The organism is Halogeometricum pallidum JCM 14848, from assembly GCF_000337095.1.
GTDB lineage: Archaea > Halobacteriota > Halobacteria > Halobacteriales > Haloferacaceae > Halogeometricum > Halogeometricum pallidum.
Map to the genome: position 1 here is coordinate 195978 of NZ_AOIV01000041.1, position 21036 is coordinate 217013.

20 protein-coding genes are annotated in these 21036 nt (G+C 72.9%); 17 read left to right on the plus strand and 3 right to left on the minus strand.

The window, feature by feature from the left end:
* Positions 1-55: 55 nt before the first annotated feature.
* Together C474_RS17285 and C474_RS17290 are read right to left on the minus strand one after the other, a co-directional pair.
* A complete protein-coding gene (locus C474_RS17285) occupies positions 56-1243 on the minus strand; it encodes a glutamate-cysteine ligase family protein (RefSeq protein WP_008389141.1) in 1188 nt (395 codons plus the stop codon).
* Between the two features lie 190 nt (positions 1244-1433).
* Positions 1434-2519 carry a tubulin/FtsZ family protein gene (locus C474_RS17290; RefSeq protein WP_008389143.1) on the minus strand — a complete coding sequence of 362 codons (1086 nt, stop codon included), beginning with the start codon at positions 2517-2519 and terminating at the stop codon, positions 1434-1436.
* A gap of 75 nt (positions 2520-2594) precedes the next feature.
* Here C474_RS17290 and C474_RS17295 point away from each other — a divergent pair, with 75 nt between their 5' ends.
* From C474_RS17295 to C474_RS17350, 12 genes are all read left to right on the plus strand, one after another.
* On the plus strand, positions 2595-3107 hold the full coding sequence (locus C474_RS17295; RefSeq protein WP_008389145.1) for a DUF7310 family coiled-coil domain-containing protein: 513 nt from the start codon (positions 2595-2597) through the stop codon (positions 3105-3107).
* Between the two features lies 1 nt (position 3108).
* Positions 3109-3576 carry a DUF7311 family protein gene (locus C474_RS17300; RefSeq protein ID WP_008389146.1) on the plus strand — a complete coding sequence of 156 codons (468 nt, stop codon included), beginning with the start codon at positions 3109-3111 and terminating at the stop codon, positions 3574-3576.
* 32 nt (positions 3577-3608) lie between these two features.
* Positions 3609-5594: a type II/IV secretion system ATPase subunit gene (locus C474_RS17305; RefSeq protein ID WP_008389147.1), complete on the plus strand. Its 1986-nt coding sequence runs from the start codon at positions 3609-3611 to the stop codon at positions 5592-5594.
* Positions 5591-7318, plus strand: coding sequence for a hypothetical protein (locus C474_RS17310; RefSeq protein WP_008389148.1), 1728 nt, complete (start codon positions 5591-5593; stop codon positions 7316-7318). The genes C474_RS17305 and C474_RS17310 overlap by 4 nt, the downstream gene beginning before the upstream one ends.
* A gap of 71 nt (positions 7319-7389) precedes the next feature.
* A complete protein-coding gene (locus C474_RS17315) occupies positions 7390-7869 on the plus strand; it encodes a DUF7283 family protein (protein ID WP_008389149.1) in 480 nt (159 codons plus the stop codon).
* Entirely contained in the window at positions 7847-8293 is a 447-nt protein-coding gene (locus C474_RS17320) for a DUF7285 family protein (protein ID WP_008389150.1), read from the plus strand. Before C474_RS17315 ends, C474_RS17320 begins: the two co-directional genes overlap by 23 nt.
* A complete protein-coding gene (locus tag C474_RS17325; protein WP_239640451.1) occupies positions 8290-9231 on the plus strand; it encodes a DUF7284 family protein in 942 nt (313 codons plus the stop codon). Before C474_RS17320 ends, C474_RS17325 begins: the two co-directional genes overlap by 4 nt.
* Complete coding sequence (locus tag C474_RS17330) at positions 9231-12317, plus strand: DUF7286 family protein (protein WP_049917165.1); 3087 nt, start codon at positions 9231-9233, stop codon at positions 12315-12317. Before C474_RS17325 ends, C474_RS17330 begins: the two co-directional genes overlap by 1 nt.
* Before the next feature lie 47 nt (positions 12318-12364).
* Entirely contained in the window at positions 12365-12796 is a 432-nt protein-coding gene (locus C474_RS17335; RefSeq protein ID WP_049917144.1) for a DUF5791 family protein, read from the plus strand.
* Positions 12797-13702 carry an SDR family oxidoreductase gene (locus C474_RS17340; protein WP_008389154.1) on the plus strand — a complete coding sequence of 302 codons (906 nt, stop codon included), beginning with the start codon at positions 12797-12799 and terminating at the stop codon, positions 13700-13702.
* A 78-nt stretch (positions 13703-13780) separates the two neighbouring features.
* A complete protein-coding gene (locus C474_RS17345) occupies positions 13781-14971 on the plus strand; it encodes a DHH family phosphoesterase (protein WP_008389156.1) in 1191 nt (396 codons plus the stop codon).
* A gap of 41 nt (positions 14972-15012) precedes the next feature.
* Positions 15013-16107 (plus strand): aldo/keto reductase, encoded by a 1095-nt coding sequence (locus tag C474_RS17350; RefSeq protein WP_008389158.1) that lies wholly within the window; start codon positions 15013-15015, stop codon positions 16105-16107.
* A 9-nt stretch (positions 16108-16116) separates the two neighbouring features.
* Here C474_RS17350 and C474_RS22720 read toward each other — a convergent pair whose 3' ends face one another.
* Positions 16117-16287: an HVO_0758 family zinc finger protein gene (locus C474_RS22720; RefSeq protein ID WP_008389160.1), complete on the minus strand. Its 171-nt coding sequence runs from the start codon at positions 16285-16287 to the stop codon at positions 16117-16119.
* A 183-nt stretch (positions 16288-16470) separates the two neighbouring features.
* On the opposite strand from C474_RS22720, the gene C474_RS17355 reads away from it, so the two are divergent.
* The 5 genes from C474_RS17355 (at position 16471) to C474_RS17375 (ending at position 21007) form a co-directional block, all read left to right on the plus strand.
* Complete coding sequence (locus C474_RS17355; protein WP_008389162.1) at positions 16471-17667, plus strand: MFS transporter; 1197 nt, start codon at positions 16471-16473, stop codon at positions 17665-17667.
* Between the two features lie 118 nt (positions 17668-17785).
* The gene (locus tag C474_RS17360) at positions 17786-18883 is read left to right on the plus strand and encodes a glycosyltransferase family protein (RefSeq protein WP_008389163.1); all 1098 of its coding nucleotides are present in this window, start codon (positions 17786-17788) and stop codon (positions 18881-18883) included.
* On the plus strand, positions 18880-19392 hold the full coding sequence (locus tag C474_RS17365; RefSeq protein ID WP_008389164.1) for a DUF7109 family protein: 513 nt from the start codon (positions 18880-18882) through the stop codon (positions 19390-19392). Before C474_RS17360 ends, C474_RS17365 begins: the two co-directional genes overlap by 4 nt.
* A gap of 75 nt (positions 19393-19467) precedes the next feature.
* Positions 19468-20067 (plus strand): NUDIX hydrolase, encoded by a 600-nt coding sequence (locus tag C474_RS17370; RefSeq protein WP_008389165.1) that lies wholly within the window; start codon positions 19468-19470, stop codon positions 20065-20067.
* Between the two features lie 157 nt (positions 20068-20224).
* Entirely contained in the window at positions 20225-21007 is a 783-nt protein-coding gene (locus C474_RS17375; RefSeq protein ID WP_008389166.1) for a DUF7388 family protein, read from the plus strand.
* Positions 21008-21036 lie beyond the last annotated feature (29 nt).

Here is a 21036-nt window from a genome sequence, read left to right on the forward strand (position 1 = left end):
CGACCGCTCGCGTCTCGCTCTCACGATTTTTCCGACGCCGCTTTCGGTTCAGCCGTCAGTCCGTCCGCTCCCGCAGGCTCGGCGCCTCCCGAGCGCTCCGCCGCTCCGCGCCCCGAACGTCGCGTTCGAGGCGTTCGGCGTGTTCGAGTCGGAGTTCGCGCGCCTCCTCCGGGGAAATCGACTCCCGACCGTCTATATCGTGCGTGACGGGGCTGTAGGCGTCGACGTCGAACCCCATCCGGTCGAGGTACGACCGGACGTCCTCGGACTCCAACCCCTCCTCGATGGCGGCGTCGACGTACCTCAAGACGGCGTCGAACTCCGGGAGGACCACCGTCTCCTCCGTCGCGCGACCCGTCTCGCCCTCGATTCGGAGTTCGGCGCCGTCGAGGCGTTCGACGAATCCGGCCACGTCGTCGGCCAACCGGAGCACCTCGCTCGGGAGCGCGTTGTCCGGTGAGCGCCACTCGACGGTCGAGAAGCACTCTCGGAGTTGGACGGGCGTCCAGACGGCGCTCTCGGGGTCGAAGTTCGATTCGACGGCCGTCCGGTCGACGCCGGCGTTCACGGCGGCGGTCACGAACTCCTCGAAGCGGCGTTCGAGCCGCCGCGACCACTCGCGGGTGTCGTCCGCGTAGCGCCACAGCCCCCCCTGATGCGGTACGTCGTCGTACGCCATCCGTCGGTACAGCTTCGACCGCGCGCCCGCGGCCAACCGCCGCCCGTCGAAGTACGGCGACGTGTTCGCGAGCGCCAGCGCGGGGTCCGCGGCGACGAGCGCGTTCAGCTGGTCGATTTCGCGCCCCGGACGCTGCTCGACGTGGATGTGCGTCCCCGCGCAGTGTCTCACGTACCGGAAGTCGTCGCCGACGACGCGGTTCTGAATCCGCGTCCGCTCGCCGTCCAGTTCCCCGATGACTTCCTCGCTCATCGGCGTCGCGAGCGGAACGAGACCCTTGCCGAGTTCGTCGGCGCGCCGGAGAACCGTCTCGAGTCGTTCGTACAGTTCCCCGCGCAGTTCCGCCGTCGTCTCGCAGGGCGTCGTCTTCACCTCGAGGATGGGCTCGACGAACTCGCGTTCGGCCCCTTCGGTCGTTCCGACGAGTCCGCCCGGTTCGACGAGGCGACCCTCCTCGTCGACGACCCAGTATTCGACTTCGATGCTCCGCCGAAGCGGGCCGGATCCGTCTACGGACACGGCCGTCCCGTGGGGTCCCGAACGGTGATCGGTCGTCGATGACATCGTTCGTCTACATCGATGTTTGGTAACACGCCACCGTATTACGAGTTCCACCCACATGAACTCTTTGCAGACAAAACTAAATATTCCGGAGCTCCCGTGGACTGGCCCCGTTGATGCGATATAACTGACCGCACTGGACAAAAGAATCTTATCAGCGCTACATTCGGTCGATTCGGTCGGGGCCGACGGCTCAGATGAGGTCGTCGAGTTGGTCGGTGCTCCACATGTCGGTGGGGTCCTCGCGCTCTTCGGTCCCGTCGGCCTCCTTCGCGGCGTCCCGCGCGCGTTGCATGAACGCTTCGAGGCGGTCGGAGCGCTCGACGCCACCGAGGAGGATGAGCGAGGCGATGCGGCCGGACTGCAGCGGGAAGTCGCCGCCGCGGACCTGCTGGCTGCCCGTCTCCTCTTCGACCCACCGGCGGGCGCGTTCGACGCCCTTGCGGGGAATCTTGTCCGGTTCGCCGGCGACGACGAGAAGGGCGGCGTCGGACTTCGACGCCTCGGGGAGGCTCGTCCCCGTGAGGAGGGCGCGCCGCGTGGTGCTCATCACGGTGTTGATGTTACCTTCGGCGTCCTCGGCCGACTCGGCGGCGGCGTAGCCCAGCGCGGCGATACCGCCCGAGCGGAGCGTGTTGATGACCTCCGAGGAGTCGACGACGCTCTCGGCGACGCCCCCGACGGCCTCTCCGGAGGCGAACAACAGACCGACGCGTTGTGCGATTGCGTCGTTGATGGCGTCGAAGCCCTGTTCGACGCTCTCGCCGGAGCTTCGGAAGGCGTCGTTGTCGACGAGCAGCAGCGAGTCCGCCTCGCGGGCGACGGTCTTCAGAGACCGGCCCGCGTTCACCTGGTACATCGCCCCCTCGTTCCGCCCGGGGAGGACGCCCAGCGCGTAGACGGGCACGTCGTATATCCGCTTGAGTTCGCGCACGAGGACCGGCGCGCCGCCGCTCCCCGTTCCCCCGCCGAGACCGGCGACGACGAAGACGGCGTCGGCCTCGGCGGTGACGCTGCCGTCGAGGGCGGACAGCACCTCCCGCCTGTCCGCGTCCATCACGGCCGCGCCGAGTTCGTTGTCGCCGCCGACCCCGTGTCCCTTCACGCGGTCCTGACCGACGAGGACGGTCTCGAAGGGGAGGTCGCTGAGGTCGGCCTTCGCCGAGTTCACGCCGACGGCGCCGAGAATCGCGCCGAACTCCATTCGCTCGTCGAAGTCGACCAGCGCGCGGGTGAGTTTCCCCCCGGCCTGTCCGACCCCTATCAGGACGGTCTTCATACCACCGAGTGGAGAGTACGGACCTTCAACTTTCCCCACCAATTCTTTATGTGACATGACGGGGCCAGCCGTCCCATGCCGAACGACCGGACCGACACCGCGACGCTCGCCGCCCGCCTCGACGCCGTCGAACGCGCGCTGACCGACGAGACGCGCACCGCCCCCGGATCCGCCGCCGAACGGGAACCCGCCTCTACCGACCCCGACGACTCGGACCTCTCGGGCGCGTTGAACGTTCCCGACGCGCCGGGCGCGGAGTCCGAACGGTCCGACGCCGTCGCCGCCGACGGGGACGCCGTCCGCCGACTCGAACGTCGGGTGGAGGAACTGGCCGCCGAACTCGACGCCGTCCGCGGACTGCTCGGCGGCGTCGAGGCGGTGAACGAGTCCGTCGAACGGCGCGCGAACCTCGCTCTCGCGGCGGCCGAACGGGCGAGGACCGACCGAGAGACGGACGGCCTCGTCGTGGAACGCCTCCCCGACGGGGACGACGTACGCGACGACCGCTCGTCCGCCGTCGACGCCGTCGAAGCGGAGAGAGAGGATTCCGCGGCCTCTCTCGCCGCGCGTCTCCGCGAGGCGCTGTGACGTGCTTCGCGTCGTCCTCGCGGCGGTGCTGGCGACGGCGGTGCTCGGTGCGTCGCTTCCGGCGGTCGAGGACGCGCGGGCCGACCGGACCGCGACGGCGCTGGACGCCTCGATAGCGCGGGTCTCGGCGGCCGGGTCGGCGCTCGCCGTCGGAAACGACGCACCGAGCACCGCCGTCGCGCCGACGCGAACGGTCGCGTTCTCGCTCCCGCAGCCGACGTGGACCGCCGCGGCCGTCGAGTACGTCGCCGTCGGCGGGTCGCCGGGCGGCCCGGGGAACCGAAGCGCCGTGACCTACGCGACCGAGGGCGGCGGCGAGGTGCGGCGACTGCTCTCCGTTCCCGTCCCCGTGCGGACGCCGCGCGGCCCGGTCGTCTTCCGCGGACGCGGCGAGCGGACGATCTCGCTGTCGCTTCGGGCGACGGCCGACGGGCCGGTACTCGTCGTCGGACGCGGCGGTCGCACCTGAGCTTCTTATACCGGGACGCGGCCAGCCGACCCATGTCACTCGACTTCGCCGCCGGCCTCGCGGCCGCCGCGAACGCGGTCGTCGCCGGCGGCCGAGACGCCGGGGAGACGGACGCCTGCCGGTGTCGCCACTCGTTCGAGACGCCCGTCGGCCGGGGAGCCGACCGGACGGAACTCGTCGTCGCCGCCGACGACTGCCCCGGAGAGGGGGACCTCGCGCGCGCCCCGTCGTGTCGCGCCGCCGTCGTCACCGCACTCGCCGAGCGAGACGCCGACGCGGTCCGGGTGCGGGCCGACGGACTCGAACGCGCCTACGACGACGGCGCCGCGGGACTCCTCCTCGCGGCCGGCCGGTTCGTCGAACGCGCGCGCTTCCACGACGAATCGCTGGCCGACCGCGCGACGCGCGACCCGGTCGGGGCCGCCCGCCGGGCGACCGGTCGAGCGGGTCCGGTGGCGCGAATCGCCGCCGAGACGGGCCTCGCCGCGGGTGCCGAACGCGCCGACCGGGGAGGCGGAGACGGCTACGCGGACCTGCTCCGCTGCTCCGTCGGACCGTCCGTCGCCCGGTCGCGGGTCGTCCGCCGTCCGCCGCCCGACGCGACGCTCCTCGACCGCCGGGAACTCGGCACCGGCGCGACGGTTCGCCTCTACCGAACCGACGGACGGGAGGCCGGCGCCGACCGACTGTACCACCTCACGCCCGTCTCGCACGGCCTCGACGCGGACGCGACGGCGACGCTCGCCGCGGCGCACGACTGCCTCGCCCGCGGGGGCGGCGGCGGCGGCGAACGCGCCCCCGGCCGGGCCGTCCGACACGTCGCCGCCGACGGCGACCCGGTGGAGACGCTCTCGGACGTGCTGGACCGACACACGCGCGGTAACGGCGTCCTCGACGACCTGTTCGCCGACCCGCGCGTGACGGACGTGGTCGCCTCCGCGCCCGTCGAGTCGAACCCGGTCCGCGTCACCCTCGACGGCGAGCGCGTCCCCACGAACGTCCGCCTCACGACCGACGGCGCGGCGGCCCTCGCCTCCCGGTTCCGACACGCCAGCGGGCGCGGGTTCTCGCGCGCCTCGCCCGCGCTCGACGCGACCATCCGCGCGCCGAACGGCCGTGTCCGCGTCGCGGGCGTCACTGCGCCCGCCAGCGACGGCGTCGGCTTCGCCTTCCGCGCGCACGGCGACCGCGCGTGGACGCTCCCCGGCCTCGTCGCGGCCGGGACGCTGTCGGCCGAGACGGCGGCGCTCCTCTCCGTGGCGACCGAACGCGGCGCGACCGGCCTCGTCGCCGGGACGCGCGGCGCGGGCAAGACGACGCTGCTCTCGGCACTCCTCTGGGAACTCCCGGCGTCGACGCGCCTCGTCACCGTCGAGGACACGCCCGAACTCCCGGTCGACGCGCTCAGAGACGGCGGCCGCGACGTGCAGGCCCTCCGAACCGAACTCGGGGAGGCGTCGTCGTTCTCCCCCACGGACGCCGTCCGAACCGCGCTCCGCCTCGGGGACGGAGCCCTCGTCGTCGGGGAGGTGCGCGGCGAGGAGGCCGGCGCGCTGTACGAGGCGATGCGCATCGGCGCGCACGGGCACGCCGTCCTGGGGACCATCCACGGCGACTCGCCCGCCGCCGTCCGCGAACGGGTCGTCTCCGACCTCGCGGTCCCCGAGTCGTCGTTCGCGGCGACGGACGTCGTGGTCGTCTGCGCCCGCGACGGCGCGGAACGACGGGTCGACGCCGTCGCTGAGGTCCGCCGGGGCGGTGATGGCGCTCGGGGAGACGGCGCGCTCCGCTTCGAGACGCTGTACGACCGCGCCGACGAGGACGTCCGCGAAACCGGCGTCGTCGCCCGCGGTGACAGCGCGCTCGTGGCGTCGCTCGCTCGGCACGACGAGTCGTACGCCGACGTGCTGGCCGCCCTCCGACGGCGCGAGGAGCACCTCGAACGTCTCGCCGAGACCGACCGGACGCGACCCGAGGACCTGCCGAACCGCGGCGGCAACTTCGGAGCGACTCGATGATCGGCCCCTCCCGAGTCGCCGCCGCGCTGGCGCGACTGTACCCGTGGTCGGTCGATCCGAGCGACGACCTCCGTGGGGCGCTCTCGTATCTCGGCTGCGACGTAGACGCCGAGACGGTCGTCCGCGCGGGATACGGGCTCTGTCTCCCGCTCTCGCTGGCGGCGTTCCTCCTCTCGACGCTCGCGCCCGCCGACGTCCCCCTCCCCGCCCGCCTCTGCGCCGGCCTCGCCGTCGGACTCGCGGGGACGCACGCGGTACACCGGCTGCCGGCCGCCGCCGCCCGACTCAGACGGACGCGCGCGCTGGGCGAGACGACGGCGCTGGTCGGCCGCGCGACGCTCCGGATGCGGCTCGCTCCCGTCCCCGAGCGCGCCGCGTCGTTCGCCGCCCACACCGCCGACGGACCGCTGGCCGACAGCCTCGCGGCGCACGTCCGCCGCGCCCGCGGCACGCCCGACACGGGATTCGAGTCGTTCGCCGCGGAGTGGGGCGAGGCGTTCCCGGCACTCGCCCGGGCCGTCTCCCTGCTGTCGGCGGCCGCGGACGCCCGACCCGCGGACCGAGAGCGGTCGCTCGACCGCGCGCTCGACGCCGTGCTGGACGGCACCCGGGACGAACTCGCGTCGTTCGCGTCGGACGTCCGCGGACCGACGACGGGCGTCTACGCCTTCGGCGTCCTGCTTCCGCTGGCGCTGGTCGGCGTCCTCCCGGCGGCCCGCGCCGGCGGCGTCTCGGTGCCGACGGCGCTGTTCGTCGGCGTCTACGACCTGCTGCTCCCGGCCTCGCTGGCGGCGGCGGGCGCGTGGATACTGCTCCGCCGACCGGTGGCGCTGGCGCCGCCGCGCGTCGATGCGAATCACCCGGACGTTCCGTCCTCGCCCGCGCGGGCGGTCGGCGCCGCCGCTGTCTGCGGCGTCGGCGGGTGGTTCGTCGGGTCCGCCGTCGCTCCGTGGGCCGACTGGCCGACGGCCGTCGGCGCGTGTCTCGGAACCGGGCTGCTCGTGCGCTACCGTCCCATGGCGCGGGTTCGAGCGCGCACCCGGGCGGTCGAGGCCGGACTCGACGACACGCTCTCGCTCGTCGGCCGCCGCGTCGACGCGGGCGACTCCGTGGAGGCCGCCATCGAATCCGCGGCCGAGGCGTTCTCGACGCCGGCGGGCGAGACGTTCGCCGAGGCGGCCGGCGTCCGCCGCCGCCTCCGCGTTGGCGTCCGGGAGGCGTTTCTCGGAAAACACGGCGCCCTCACCGACGTGCCGAGTCCGCGGGCGCGGGGGGCCGCGGCTCTCCTGTCCGTTGCGGCGAACGAGGGGCGACCCGCCGGGGATGCCCTCGTCGCCGGCGCGGACCACCTCCGCGACCTCCGCCGGGTCGAGTCGGAGGCACGGTGCGAACTCGCCGCGGTGACGGAGACGCTGTCGAACACCGCCGCCCTGTTCGCACCGCTCGTCGGCGGCGCCACCGTCGCCATGTCGGCCCGGATGGGGTCGGTCGACGCCGCCCTCGCCGAACGCGGGGCGGGGACGGCGGGAACGCTCGGCCCCGAACTGCTCGGCGCGGCGGTCGGCGGCTACGTCCTCTTTCTCGCCGCCGCGCTGACCGTCCTCTCGACCGGGCTGGACCGGGGCCTCGACCGGACGCTCGTCGGCTACCGCGTCGGAATCGCCCTCCTCTCGGCGACGGCGGCCTACCTCGCCGCGTTCCGCGGCGCGTCGCTGGTGTTCTGATTTCCCCCGTCCCGCCCGCGCCCCCTCCGCTCCGCCGAGCGTTTATATACGAACCCGCGGCCAGACGCCCCATGCTCGACCTACCCCTCGACGCGTGGTACGCGTGGCTCGGACTCTCGATCGCGGGCGTCGCCCTCGTCGGCGCCGCCTCGGGGCTGCCGACCGCGCCGCCGCCGAACGCCGAATCCGCGGCCGCGACGGTCGACCGTGCGGCCGCCGCCGAGTACGCGTCGACCGCCGAACACCCGCTGGATGCGACGGCGGTCAGACTTCGCCCGCGCCGACTCGCCCTCCGGAACGACGCCGGGACCGCGCACGCGACGTTCGCGTTCGGCCCGGTCACGCCCGTTCCGCCGGGGGACTCGCGGCTTCGCGACGTAGTGCACGGCGCGCACCCCTCCGACGTCTACGGCGACCCGGAGGCGTTCCGACAGACGGTCGTCGACGCCCGCGCCCGCGGGACCGACGCGCCGTGGCGCGAGGTGGACCGCACGCTACTCGTCCGCAAGACGACCTGGGAGGGGGTCGATGTCGTCCTCGTCGACGCGTGAGCGGTCGGCCGAGCGGAGCGGCCGCGCGCAGGCGTCGCCCGTCGCCGCCCTCGCGGCCCTCTTCGCCGTCTGCGCCGGAGTGACCCTCTACGCGACCGTTCTCGGCGGCGCGATGCCGGTCGTCGACGACCGGGACGCGGCCGACCCGACGCTGGACCGCGTCGCGGATGTAACGAGCGACGGCGGGGTGGTCGCTCCCGCCCGACTCGCCGAAGTCCGCGGTCGCGGTCCCGTCGGGCGCCGACTCAATGTCTCACTCGTCGCCGGCGGCCGCGCGTGGCACGTCGGTCCCGCCGTCCCCGCGTCGCTGTCGCCCGCAACGGACCGCACGGACCGCGCGGACCGAGCCAGTCGCCTCGTCAGCGTCCGACTCGGCGACGCTCGCGTCGAACCGGGTCGGCTCTCGGTGGCGGTGTGGTCGTGAACGCCACCGTCGACGCCGCGGTGTTCTTCCTCCTCCTCGGCGCCGCCGTCCTCGGTGTCACCGCCGCCGATACTGGAGAGTCCGCGGCGGCCGTCGACGGGGACCGCCCGGACGCCGTCGGCACCGTTCTCGCGACGAGCACCGCCACGGTGAACTACTCGCTCGCTCCGGGCGCACGCCGGGCAAACAGCGAGGAGGCCGACGGCGTGAGCGGCGTCCGCTTCGAGCGCACGGCCGGCCCGGAGTTCGAGCGGACGACGCACGGGTCGCTCGCCGGCCTCCTCGCTCGTGCCGCCGTCGGGACGGCTGGCTTCGATGACGCCCCCGTCACTCACGCGCGGGACGACCTACGGGCGGCCGTCCGCGGGGCCGTCGCATCCAGGATTTCGACCGTCGGGCTCCGAGTCGACGCCGTCTGGCGGCCGTATCCCGGCGCGCCGGTCGGGGGACGGGTCGCGGTCGGCGACTCCCCGCCCGACGACGAAGCGGTCGACGCGGCGACGCTCACCGTCCCGACGGGGGCGGAACCGCTCTCGCCGCGCGAGACGCGCGACTTCGCGTCGCTGTCGGGCGCCGTCGCCGACCGCACCGTCGACGTGTTGGCGCCGGCGGGTCGGATGCGGCTCGCGCTCCGCGACGACGCCCCCGTCTCGACGTTCGCGCGGTACCGCTACGCGCGCCTCGCCGCGGAACTGAACGTCTCGGTGACCGGCGCCGTCGCCGACGCGGACACGCGGGCGGCGAATCGTCGTCTCGCGTCCGCCTTCGCCTCCCGGGTCGAGTCCGACCTCCGGGCGCGCTACGACTCGCCCGAGGCGGCCGCCGCCGCCGTCTCCGCGTCCGAGGTGCGGGTCGTCGTCCGCGCGTGGGACGCCGGTCGGCGCGGGAACGACGCCGACGCGACCGACGACGGGCGGACCCCGGAGGGCGGTCGCTGATGCGTCTCGCGGACGACGAACGGGCGAGAGTCCCGTTCGCGCTCGTCGGCGTCCTCCTCCTCGTCGGGAGTTCGACGTTCGCGGCGTCGCTCGCCTCGCCGAACGCCGGCGTCGTGGACGACTCGGTCGACGTTGCGATGGACCGCGCCGACGCCGAGACGACCGCCGCGCTTCGAGTGGCGGTTCGCGAGGCCGCGAGGGCGGCCGCCGCCGACCCGGTGACGACGCCCGCGAACACGACGGTCGGTCGCGCCCTCGGGAGAAACCGGACGTTCCGGAACTACCTCCGGCTCAGAATCGCGCTCTCGGCCCGCGAGGCGGTGTCGACCGTGGAACACCGTCGGGGGAGCGCGGTGGCGCGGGCGTTGCTTCAGCCGGTCCCCGCGGTCGGTCTCGAACCGGCGTTGCGGAACGTCTCCGTGGCTCGCGCGGACGGGGGGCGGTCGCTGACGGTCGTCGTTCGAAACGTCTCGCTCGTCGCCGCGCGGGACGGACGCGTCGTCGCCGAGCGAACCGTCTCGCGGCGCGTGACGGTCCGTGTCCCGGTGCTCGCGCTCCACGACCGGACCGCGGAGTTCCAGCGACGGCTGAACCGCTCGCCGGTGTACGCGCCCGGACTGAAGCGCCGCGCGACGGCCGGATTGCTCGCCGTCGCGGAGGCGCGCGGCCTCGCCCAGCACGCCGGCGCGCCCGTCGACAACGTCCTCGCGAACCGGCACGTCGAACTCTCGACGAACGCGGGCGTCCTCGCCGCCCAGCGTGCTTCGTTCGGTCGGACCGACCCCGACGCCGCCCGGGGCGTCCGCGCGGCGACGCTCCGAACCGGACTCTCCGACGCGTTCTCGACGTCCGCCGGCGGCGAAGCCACGGAGCGAATCGTCGGCGCCGCGCCGCCTCCGAACCCGTCACCCCCGTCGTCCCCGCTATCGACGCAGACGTTCTCCGCGAGCGTCGATGGAACCGCCGACGACGCCTTCCTCGCGGTGCTCGGTGACGGGAACGAAGGCGGTGACGGCTCTCCCGGCGACGCGCCGACGCTCGGTCGGGTCCTCCGCGACGGCTACGCCGCGGACCTGACCGTCGTCTCGGCGGTGACCGACGCGGACGAGGGGCGGAAGCCGGCGCCGAACGCGCCCGGCGCACCGGACGGGTCGGGCGAGGCGGGCGGGTGGACGCTCGTCGACGAGGATGTGGACACCGATACGTCGGTGTTCGTGCTGGAGGACGCCGCACCGCCGGCCGTCGGCATCGGCGAACGCGCTTTCGAGACGACCGCCCGACGGGTCGTCGCGCGCCACACCGTCTCTCGGACGTGGGTGCGGAACGGGACCCAGCGGACGACCACGGGGCGTTGGACGGACGACTACCGCGTCCGCGTCGCCGTCGTCGCGTCGCTCCGCTCGCTTCCCGGGCCGGACCGGCCGGTGACGCCGCTATTCGAACGCGGCGGCGCTCTCTCGGGGCCGAATCTCGCCGCGGTTCCGCGACTGGCGAGCGCGGAACTCGCCGACAGCGGCGGGGCCGACGCCGTCGCCCGCCGGACGGCGCTCGACGTCGGTGGCGACGGCGACGAGGACGCTCTCGTGGCGTCGACGACCCACGTCGGCGACCGTCCGGATTCCCTCCGCGAGTGGGTCTACACGGACGTGGCGAGACTCCGCGAACGGGTCCGTAACGTCTCCGTCGAGGTGACGGCGCGGGACGCGGCGACCGGCCACGCCAACGCGGCGGCCGACCTCGCGGCCGCCGTCCGCGCCCGGCGAGCGGAACTGGTGGACGCGCCGACCGAGTACGACGGCGTCGCCGACCGGGCCCGCGCCGCGGCTCGGGAGGCGTACGTCGACCGGGTCCTCGCGGCGCTTGACGAACGCGCCGCGGCGGCCGGCGGGCGGAACGACCGACTGCGCGAGGCGCTCGCCTCCCGCGGAGTAGACCCGGACGCGGTGCGGGCGGTCCTCGCCAGCAGCGCCGTCGAGGACGACCGGGCGGTCTCTGCGGACGCCGCGACCGCCGCCGCCGACGCCGACGCGTTCGTTCCCGACGGCGACCCGGCGTACCTCTCGCTGTCGAGCGTCGACGGCGCGGCGGTCGACGGCGTCGCGGACGACGCCGCGTACACCCCGCTGGGGGCCCAAAACACCAACCTGTTCACCCTCCCGTACGGCGACCTCGCGGACGCCGTCGCCGGTGCGGTCTTCGGCGGCGACCGGGTGTCGCTCCGGACCGCGGGGCGGGCGCTCGTCGCCGCCGATCGGACGCTCGCCGTCCGCCCGGATTCGACGCTCCGCGACCGACGGAACGCGCTCGCGGAGGAGGTGGACCGCTCGCTCGTCGCGGTCCGACTGCGGGCCGCCATCGCGGTCCGGCGCGAGACGACGCTGACGCGCGAGGAGAGCGCCGACGCGGTGGACGCCGCCCTCGCCCGCTGGGAGGGGCCAGGCGCGCGCGCCGTCGCGGCGTCGAACGGGTCGCTCGCGGCCGCCGTCGCGTCCGAGGCGGGCGTCGAGAGCGACGCGGGGCGGGACCGACTCGCCACGGCGCTCAGAGTCGAGTTGCGCGAGGCGACGACCGCCCCGGGGGTCCGCGTCTCCGAGGCGGCGGTGAACGGCACCGCGTCCCGGACGCGGACGCTCGCGGCGGAACTGGCGACCGAGGCGGCGTCCCGCGGTGCGGACCGCCTGACCGACCGCGTTCTGAACGGGACGCTCGGGTCGGTTCCCGCGGGCCTCCCGCTCTCGCCGACGCTGAATCCGTGGGTCGCCACGACGAACCTGTGGGTAATCGAGGCCCGCGGCGCGTACGCCAGATTCGCCGTCTCCGCGGGCGGCGGCGCCGTCCCCACGACGTACGTTCGCGACGGGTCGGTCGTCCGGGTGGACGTCGACGGCGACGGGAGCCGCGAAGTCGTCGGCTCGAACGAGCGAATCGGCTTCGAGGTGCGAACCGTCGCCGTCGCCGTCGTCCCGCCCGCCGGTAGCGGCGTCGGCGACATCGGCGGCGACGCGGTCGAGGCGTCCCCGGCGTGGTCCGGTGCCGCGCCGGGACCGCGGTGCGACACGCCGACGGGACGGTGTCCGCCGGAGTGACCCCGGGCGACGGAAACCGTTTTGACCGAGGCGCGGCGAGTGGAGGTATGCTCTACGACGCGGCCGACGACCCGGCGTCGCTCTCGCCGGCGGAGTTGCGAGAAGCCTACGAGGCGCAGATTCGGACCGTCGTCGACTCGGTCGGCGTCGAGACGGCGGCGGCCGACGCCGGCGTCGACGAGGGGCGGGTCGCCGCCGTCGCCGACGGCGCGGCGCCCGATATGCGCGTCGAGGACGCGGCGGCCCTGTTGGCCCTCTCGGAGGACTACCCCGACCAGGAGGCCATCGTGCTCGAACTCCGCGACCACCTCCTGATGGGGATGACGACGGGCGTTCTCGACGTGGACACCATCGCCTCGAACGTCGATTTGGACCTCTCCGGACAGGAGATACAGCAGGCGCTTGAGGGTCGTATCCCGATGACGCTCGAACAGTTAGCGGCCATCCACGGCTACATCGCCGAACGGAACGACCGCTAAATGGCGCGCGCAGTCATCGTCGGGTGCGGCTACGTCGGCCTCGAACTCGGCCGGCGGTTGGCGGCCGACGGTCACGACGTGACGGGCGTTCGCCGCTCAGAGGACGGTCTCGCGGCCGTCGAATCCGCCGGTTTCAACGCCGCGCGGGCGGACGCGACGGACCCCGACTCGCTCTCTTCGCTCCCGGACGCCGACTGGGTCGTCTTCGCCGCGAGTTCCGGCGGCCGCGGCGCCGAGGCGGCCCGCCGCGTCTACGTCGACGGTCTACGGAACGTCGTCGAGGAGTTCGGAGACCGCGAGTCGCCGCCGGAGCGACTCGTCTACACCTCCTCGACGGGCGTCTACGGCGACCACGGCGGCGACTGGGTCGACGAGGAGACGCCGCTGGACCCGACGACGGAGAAGACGCGGGTGCTCGCGGAAGCCGAACGCGTGGCGGTCGAGGCGGCCGCCGGGGCGGGAATCGACGGTGCAGTCGCGCGGTTCGCGGGCCTGTACGGTCCGGACCGCTACCGCCTCGACCGCTATCTCTCCGGTCCGGTCACGGAGGGCTATCTCAACATGGTCCACCGCGACGACGCCGCCGGCGCGGTCCGCTTTCTCCTGACAGACGAGGGCGCCCGCGAGACGGACACGCTCCTCGTCGTCGACGACGAACCGGTCGACAAGTGGTCATTCGCCGACTGGTTGGCCGACGAGTGCGGCGTCCCCCGACCCGACAAGCGGACGAAGGAGGCGCGTCTGGACGACGACCTCTCGGAGGCGGCGCGGCGGCGCATCCTGACGAGCAAGCGGTGCTCGAACGACCGACTCCGCGGACTCGGGTACGACTTTGCCTATCCGACCTTCCGGGAGGGCTACCGCGCGGCGATAGACGACTACCGCGCGGACGGCGGCGCGGGATAGCGTTCACTGCCGTATCCTCCGGGGTCGTGACGGCGAACCAAAAGGAATATTCATACGTGTGGCACGGGACCACACGGTATGGATTCGAGGGCTGCCGTCGGCGCGACGGGGATCGCGCAGGTGGTCGGTGGGGCTCGATCCGTCATCGCGGACCATCCGGGGCTAGTCGTGGCCGTCATCGTCGCCGTGATGGCGTTAGTCGGCGGTCTGTACGCTATTCTCCATTTCAAGCGTCCGACCGGGACCCGCTTTCTGGAGCGGTTGTCGGAACTGGACGAGGTGGCGGTGCTGATGCACCCGAACCCCGACCCCGACGCGATGGCGGCGGCCATCGGCGTCGCCTGCCTGGCCGAACAGATCGGTGTGAGCGCGCACATTCAGTACACCGGGCAGATACGCCACCAGGAGAACCGGGCGTTCGAGACGGTGTTGGACCTCGATCTGGAGGCCATCGACCACGTCACCGACCTCGCGGCCCCGAACGTGGTTCTCGTGGACCACAACCGCCCGCGCGGGTTCGCCGGCGCCGACGGCGTCCTCCCGTTCGCCGTCGTCGACCACCACCCCGGCGAGGGAACGGGCGAGCGATTCACCGACGTGCGGACCGACTACGGCGCCTGTTCGAGCATCGTCGCGGAGTACTTCCGCGACGTCGGCGCGCGGCCGGTCCCGCCGGACCGCCACGCCAGCGAGGTCGGCTCCGAGTACATCGTCCCCTCGATGGTGGCGACGGGACTGCTCTACGGCATTCTCACCGACACGAAGCGGCTCACCGCGGGCTGTTCGGCCAACGACTTCGCCGCCGCGGGCTATCTCTACCCCGGCGTCGACGAGGACGTGCTCGACCGGGTGGCCAACCCCGAGGTGTCCAAGGAAGTGCTGGAACTGAAAGCGCGCGCCATCGCCGGACGGGACGTGCGCGGCCCGTTCGCCGTCAGCGACGTCGGCACGCTGTCGAACGTCGACGCCATCCCGCAGGCGGCGGACGAACTCATCCAGTTGGAGGGCGTCACCGCCGTCGTCGTCTGCGGCGAACGCGACGGCACGCTCTTTCTGTCGGGTCGCTCCCGCGACGACCGGGTCCACATGGGCCGGACGCTCGAACACGCCCTCGACAACGTCCCCGGCGCGTCCGCCGGCGGTCACGCCCGCATGGGCGGCGGGCAGATTCCCCAGCAGAACGGCCGCATCCTCACCGACGGCGGCGACGCCCTCGCGCGGACGACGCTGTGCGAACGCCTGTTCGAGGCGATGTCGGGCGACGTGTAGGAGACCAGAGCGCGTTTACCCGCCCGCTCCCTACCCCGCCCATGGCGACGACATCCGGCACGTGGGGGTATCGCGACCGATTCGACGATGCGTTCGCGCGGACGTACTTCCGCCGGTTCGGCCCGGGCGTCGTCTCCAGCATCGGCGCCGGAACCTATCTGGGCGACCCGACCGACGACGCCGACGCGCGCTACCGCGAGGCGATGGTCGAGGCGCTCGAATCGGGTATCAACCTCCTCGACACGGCGATAAACTACCGCTGTCAGCGCAGCGAACGCGCCGTCGGCGACGCCCTCGACGCGGCGGACGCCGCCCGCGAGGAAGTCGTCGTGGCGACGAAGGGCGGGTTCGTCCCGTTCGACGGGTCGCGCCCCGACGACCCGGGCGCGTACGTCCGCGACGAGTTCGTCCGCACGGGCCTCGTCGACGCCGACGACTTGGCTCGCGGGAGCCACTGCATCGCCCCCGGCTTCTTGGACGCGATGTTCGACCGCTCGCTGGAGAACCTCGGGGTCGAACGCGTCGACTGCTACTACGTTCACAACCCCGAGACGCAGTTGACGGAGCGCTCCCGCGAGGCGGTGTACGACCGGTTAGAAGACGCCTTCGAGACGTTGGAGGAGCGCCGCCTCGCGGGCGAGTTGGGCGTCTACGGCGTGGCGACGTGGGAGGCGTTCCGCGTCCCGCGCGGACACGACAGCTACCTCTCCCTGCCCGAAGTCGGCGCGCGCGCCGAACGCGCCGCGGAGTCGGCGGGCGCGGACGAGTGCGGTTTCGCGGCGGTACAACTCCCGTTCAACGTCCGGATGGCCGACGCGTTCACCGTCGAGGCGCACCGCCACCCCGAGGAGGACACGGACGTGAGCGCACTCCAGTACGTACAGGAGTCCGGACTCGACGCGTTCGCCAGCGCCAGCCTCTCGCAGGGGGCGCTCGCCGAGTCGATTCCCTCGCCCGTGAACGAACAGCTCTCGGGGGAGACGCCCGCTCAGCGGGCCCTCAACTTCGCGCGAAGTGCGCCGGGCGTCACCGCCGCCCTCGTCGGCACCGGGTCGCCCGAGCACGTCGCCGAGAACGTCGCCGCTGGGACCTTCGAACCGCTCGGCGCCCGCGCGTTCGACGCGGTGTTCGAGTGAGACGCCGCCTCAGCCGATTTCCTTCCACTCCGCGCCGCACTCGGGACAGGTCCGCACCGAGAACACCTCGTCCGGGTCGTTCCGCGTCTTCAGCGTCTCGCCGCACTCGCTACACGCGAGTCGGTCGTACGTGTCCTTCTCCAACTCCCCTTCGCGCATCCCCTTCCGCGTCGTTTTCATACCGCTTGGGTTTTGTCAGGAGCACTTAAAAAGACGCTGGGGAGTGACACCGATCCGCACGCGACGCGTCCGGCGGTTCCGAGCGGCGGGCAGGGGTCCGAACGGCGTTCCGGAACGCTTGAATCGCCCCGAACGAAACGGACGAGCGTGTCACGAGGTCGGCTGTTCGGAACGCTCTGCTCGATGGTGCTGCTCGTCAACCTCGCGCGGGTGATATTCGCTCCCCTCTTGGAGGAGTTCATCGCGGTCTTCGGTATCGGAGAGGCGACGGCCGGCCTCGTCGCGACGCTCGTCTGGGTCGGCAGCGCCGTCCCCCGCGTCCCGACCGGGTGGCTCCTGACGCGCGTCCCCCGCCACCGCGTCATCCTCGCGACCGGCGCGATACTCACCGCCGCCTCCGCGTTCACCGCCGCCGCGAACTCCATCTTCACGGTGGGCCTCGGCGCCTTCCTCATGGGCCTCTCCTCCGGCGTCTACTTCGTCGCCGCCAACCCCCTCGTGAGCGAACTGTACCCCGAGCGCGTCGGGCGGGCGATGGGCATCCACGGCATGGCGAGCCAACTGGCCGCCGTCGTCGCCGCGCCGTTCGTCACGCTCGTCCTCTCGGTGTTCGTCGAGTGGCGCGTCGTCTTCGTCTGCATCGGGGTCGTCGCGTTCGCCGCCACGGCCGTCTTCTACCACATCGCCCGGCGGACGGAACTCCCGGGCGCGGGGGCGGCCGACAGGGACCTCCTCGGCGCGGCGCGGGCGCAGTGGCGGGTCGTCCTCCTCGGCGTCGTCATCCTCGGCTCCACCGGGTTCGTCTGGCAGGGGCTGTTCAACTTCTACGGACTGTACATGCAGACGAAGGGGCTCGGAAGCGCGACGGCGAAGAACACGCTGACGCTCCTCTTCGCCGCGGGCGTCCCCGCGTTCTTCGTCTCGGGTCGCCTCGCGGACCGCCTGCCCCGGGTACCGTACCTCCTCTCCATCGTCGCGACGTTCGTCGTCGCCGTCCTCGCACTGACGGCGACGAGTGGCTTCGTCCCCCTGCTCGTCCTCACGGCCGTCATCGGCTACGTCGTCCACAGCCTCTTTCCGGCGCTCGACACCTACCTGCTCGACACGCTCCCCGACGAACACCGTGCCAGCGCCTACGCCGTCTACTCCGCGGGGATGATGGTCGTTCAGGCTTCGGGCTCCTCCGCCGTGGGGGTGCTTCGGGAGGGTCACGGCGCCTACGAGGTCGTTCGCGCCGCGACGGCGTTGCTGCCGGTCGTCGGCCCCCTCCCGCCCGGCGGCCTCTCGTACGACGCCATCTTCACCGGCTTCTCGCTCGGCCTCGCCGTCGTGGTGAGCACGCTGCTCGTCCTCCGGCGCGGCGGCAGACTCCCGAACTGACTGGCCGGGACTCCGGCGGCCGACTTCGACCCCGACCCCGACCGGCGGGCCTCAGTCGGCCTCGATTTCGGCCGCCGGACCCGCCCCCTTTTCATCCGGCGGTCCTCACTGTCGCTCGATGGAGTACGTGCAGGAACGGGTGACGACGCTTCACGACCTCTCGGACCCGGTCCCCGACGCGCCGACGGCGCGGACGGCGGTGGTCGTTCCGATGACCGAACGCGAGTACGCGGGGTTGGCGGCCGACCGCGTCCTCTCGGTGCTCGAACGGGTCGACCCCGCACGCGTGGTCGTCCCCCTCCGCGCGCCGGCCGAGCGCGTCGGGTCGTTCCGCGAGTGGCTCTCCGAGTACGACCTGCCCCTCGAAGTGCTGTGGTGCGACGGCCCGCGCGTCTCGGACCTGCTCTCGGCGGAGGGGCTGAACGGGACGCGCGGGAAGGGCCGCGACGTGTGGCTGGCGCTCGGCCGCGCCGCCGAGGAGGAGTTCGTCGTCGTCCACGACGCCGACACGAAGACGTACGACCGCTCGTACGTCTCGCGCCTCCTGTTCCCCTTGGCGAACGGGTACGGCTTCTCGAAGGGCTACTACGCCCGCGTCGAGGACGGCCGCCTGTACGGCCGGCTGTTCCGCCTGTTCTACGCTCCGCTGGTCCGCGCGCTGGCCGACGAGACGCGCGCGCCCGTCGTCGACTACCTCGACGCCTTCCGGTACGCGCTGTCCGGCGAGTTCGCGGCGACGAGCGACGTGGCCCGGTCGCTCCGCGCGCCGCGGTCGTGGGGGCTCGAAGTCGGCGTCCTCGGCGGCGCGTTCGACGCCGTCGGCTTCGACGGGACGGCGCAGGTCGACCTCGGCGCCTACGAGCACGACCACCGGGCCGTCTCCGGACCGACCGGCCTCTCGGATATGAGCGAGTCGGTCGGCGAGACGCTGTTCCGGACGCTCGCGGACCGCGGCGTCGCCCCCGACTTCGGGACGCTTCCCGCCCGCTACCGCGAGGCGGCGTTCCGGCTGGTCGACCAGTACGCCGCCGACGCGGCGTTCAACGGCTTCGAGTTCGACCGGGCGGGCGAGCGCGAACAGGTGGACGCCTACGCCGACGCGGTGGTCGAACCCGAGGGCGAGGATCGTCGGTTGCCCGCGTGGACGGACGCGCCGTTCGACCCCGCGGACGTGGTCGCCGCCGCCGAACGAGACGCCGAGGAGGTGTCGGCGTGACCGACGCGGAGGCGCTGTACGACGACCTCGCGGGAATCGTCGACCTGTTCGGCGCGCTCTCGCGGGCGGAACTCGGGCGCGCGCTGGACGAACTCGCGTTCAAGCAGGGACGGGATGCCGACGCGGACGCCTTGTCGGCGGCCGTCGAGGATGCGGTGCGAGAGTACTACCTCGTCGCGTACGACCGCGACGGCGTCGAACTCCTCGTCCCCGGTCCGGCGGCGTTCCCGTCGCTCCCGGAGAACGCCGAGGACCTGCCCCACATCCTCGACGTGGACCGGCGAGAGGTCGACGGCGAGGCGGCCGCCGATGCGACCCTCGCCCGCCTGCGGAGCGACGCCGATGCGGCCGTCGAGGCGGGCGACGACGACCGAATAGAACATCTCCTCGACGTGACGTACGACGCGGAACTGTGGGCGCCCGGCGGCGCGAACGTGGACCTGAGCGGGGAGACGGACGCGAACGTCGAGTCGGTCCGCTCGCGGTTGGAGGGGGCGCTCGACGCGTAACCCGCCTCTCAATCCGCACGGACGACCGCTCGCCGCGAGAGCTAAGGCTAAGCACCTCCGACGGTTCGAACCAACATGGACCTCTCGCGGGTGTCGTCGCACGACGCCGAGACGATATCGGACGCGGACCGGCAGGCGGCGGTCGTCGCCCCCGTCCTCGTCCGCGGCGGCGAGGACCACGTCCTGTTCACGAAGCGCGCGGACCACCTCGGCGAGCACCCCGGCCAGATGAGTTTCCCCGGCGGCGGGCGCGAACCGAGCGACGACAGCATGCGCGAGACGGCGCTCCGCGAGGCGTACGAGGAGATCGGCCTCCTCCGCGACGAGGTCGACTTCTTCGGCCGACTCGACGACATCGGCACCGTCACCGACTACTCCGTGACGCCGTTCGTCGCGCGCGTCCCCGACCGGAAGTACGACCCCGACGAACGCGAGGTGGCCGAGATAGCCGTTCTCGCGGAGTCTGATCTGACGAATCTGGACAACTACGAATCCGAACAGCGGATGCACCCCCAGTACGGCGACCACCGCATCCACTTCTTCCACGTCGACGGCTACACCGTCTGGGGGGCGACGGGCCGGATGCTCGTCCAACTGCTCGAACTCGCCACCGACTGGGAGATGCCGGCCGAACCTGACCGGGTGGTCGACCCGGATGCCGAACTCCCGCTGTAACGTCGCCCATCCGCTCGACCGACCCCCGCGGGCAAGAAGTGCCTCTGAGCGACGAGTTTATGCCGTCCGGTCGGCAACGAGAGGTCACATGGTCGCACAGACGATGGATCGCGTTCCGCGATGACGATGATTTTCCTCCCGTGAGTAGTGATACACGATGTTGACCGGTGAGTGCGCCGTCTCGCAGACGGGTCTCGACGCCGTGGCCCTGAAGCCGAAAGAGTGCGACGTGCGGGCGGCCCTCGACACGCCGTTCGACACCGTCGCCGTCGACTACGAGGGGCGCGAGCACCTCCCCGACGCCGAGGTGCTTCGAGAACTCGCGGCCGACCGCGAGGTTCGTCTCACGATGCCCGTCCGCGCCGACGGCTTCGACCCCACGGGAGACGACGACCTTTGGAACTGGGTGCCCGAGGGGGTCCGCCGCGTCTTCGTGGCGGGCCACGCCGCCTACCTCTCGGAAGAAGAGCGACGCCGCGCCGTCGCGCCGCGTCTCGCCGCCGGTCTCGAACGCGCGCCGGACGCCTGGGTCGGCACCGAAGGCGTCGAACGCGTCGCCCTCGCCGCCGGCGGGACGCAGTACGAACTGCTCTCGCGGTCGACGGAGGCGGATCTCCGCGCCCTCCGCTCGACGGGGTACGACGGCGAGATAGCCGTCTACGCGCCGACGGTGCTTACCGACGACGAGGACGACATCCTCGACGCCGTCGGCGCCTACGCCGGCCGTCGCCGCCCCGTCGCGAAGGCGCTCCCGACCGACGCGACCACGGACGCCCGCGCCGAGGGTCGCGCCCGCGACGTTCTCGGGAAGGCCGTCCGCGACTACGCCCTCGTCGGCGACGTCGCGAGCGTCCGGGAACGCGTCTCCTCGCTGAAGGAAGCCGGCGCGGACCTCGTCGTGGGCTATCCCGCCCGCGGCGTCGAGGAGTTCTCCGAGTAGCGTCCGTCGTTCGACCGGAATTTCACCGT

Bases quoted from the DNA above. Each gene is read 5' to 3' on its own strand.
- C474_RS17285 (WP_008389141.1), bottom strand. From the start codon at position 1,243: ATGTCATCGACGACCGATCACCGTTCGGGACCCCACGGGACGGCCGTG.
- C474_RS17290 (WP_008389143.1), bottom strand. From the start codon at position 2,519: ATGAAGACCGTCCTGATAGGGGTCGGACAGGCCGGGGGGAAACTCACC.
- C474_RS17295 (WP_008389145.1), top strand. From the start codon at position 2,595: ATGCCGAACGACCGGACCGACACCGCGACGCTCGCCGCCCGCCTCGAC.
- C474_RS17305 (WP_008389147.1), top strand. From the start codon at position 3,609: ATGTCACTCGACTTCGCCGCCGGCCTCGCGGCCGCCGCGAACGCGGTC.
- C474_RS17310 (WP_008389148.1), top strand. From the start codon at position 5,591: ATGATCGGCCCCTCCCGAGTCGCCGCCGCGCTGGCGCGACTGTACCCG.
- C474_RS17315 (WP_008389149.1), top strand. From the start codon at position 7,390: ATGCTCGACCTACCCCTCGACGCGTGGTACGCGTGGCTCGGACTCTCG.
- C474_RS17320 (WP_008389150.1), top strand. From the start codon at position 7,847: ATGTCGTCCTCGTCGACGCGTGAGCGGTCGGCCGAGCGGAGCGGCCGC.
- C474_RS17330 (WP_049917165.1), top strand. From the start codon at position 9,231: ATGCGTCTCGCGGACGACGAACGGGCGAGAGTCCCGTTCGCGCTCGTC.
- C474_RS17335 (WP_049917144.1), top strand. From the start codon at position 12,365: ATGCTCTACGACGCGGCCGACGACCCGGCGTCGCTCTCGCCGGCGGAG.
- C474_RS17340 (WP_008389154.1), top strand. From the start codon at position 12,797: ATGGCGCGCGCAGTCATCGTCGGGTGCGGCTACGTCGGCCTCGAACTC.
- C474_RS17345 (WP_008389156.1), top strand. From the start codon at position 13,781: ATGGATTCGAGGGCTGCCGTCGGCGCGACGGGGATCGCGCAGGTGGTC.
- C474_RS17350 (WP_008389158.1), top strand. From the start codon at position 15,013: ATGGCGACGACATCCGGCACGTGGGGGTATCGCGACCGATTCGACGAT.
- C474_RS22720 (WP_008389160.1), bottom strand. From the start codon at position 16,287: ATGAAAACGACGCGGAAGGGGATGCGCGAAGGGGAGTTGGAGAAGGAC.
- C474_RS17355 (WP_008389162.1), top strand. From the start codon at position 16,471: ATGGTGCTGCTCGTCAACCTCGCGCGGGTGATATTCGCTCCCCTCTTG.
- C474_RS17360 (WP_008389163.1), top strand. From the start codon at position 17,786: ATGGAGTACGTGCAGGAACGGGTGACGACGCTTCACGACCTCTCGGAC.
- C474_RS17370 (WP_008389165.1), top strand. From the start codon at position 19,468: ATGGACCTCTCGCGGGTGTCGTCGCACGACGCCGAGACGATATCGGAC.
- C474_RS17375 (WP_008389166.1), top strand. From the start codon at position 20,225: ATGTTGACCGGTGAGTGCGCCGTCTCGCAGACGGGTCTCGACGCCGTG.